Here is a 205-nt window from a genome sequence, read left to right on the forward strand (position 1 = left end):
CGCATTTGCTTTCTCTTCCTCCAGGTACTTAGATGTTTCAGTTCCCTGGGTCTGTCTTCCTTATCCTATGTATTCAGATAAGGATACCATACCATTACGTATGGTGGGTTTTCCCATTCGGAAATCTTCGGATCAAAGCTTACTTACAGCTCCCCGAAGCATATCGGCGTTAGTCCCGTCCTTCATCGACTCCTAGTGTCAAGGC

At 46.3% G+C, this 205-nt stretch carries 1 rRNA gene; it reads right to left on the minus strand.

Annotation, left to right across the window (positions count from 1 at the left end):
- Window positions 1–204, minus strand: a 23S ribosomal RNA gene (locus MR079_RS29120); the annotation flags it as partial.
- Between the last annotated feature and the right edge of the window lies 1 nt (window position 205).

The sequence above is a fragment of the Bacillus cereus group sp. BfR-BA-01381 genome (assembly GCF_022663555.1).
GTDB lineage: Bacteria > Bacillota > Bacilli > Bacillales > Bacillaceae_G > Bacillus_A > Bacillus_A pacificus.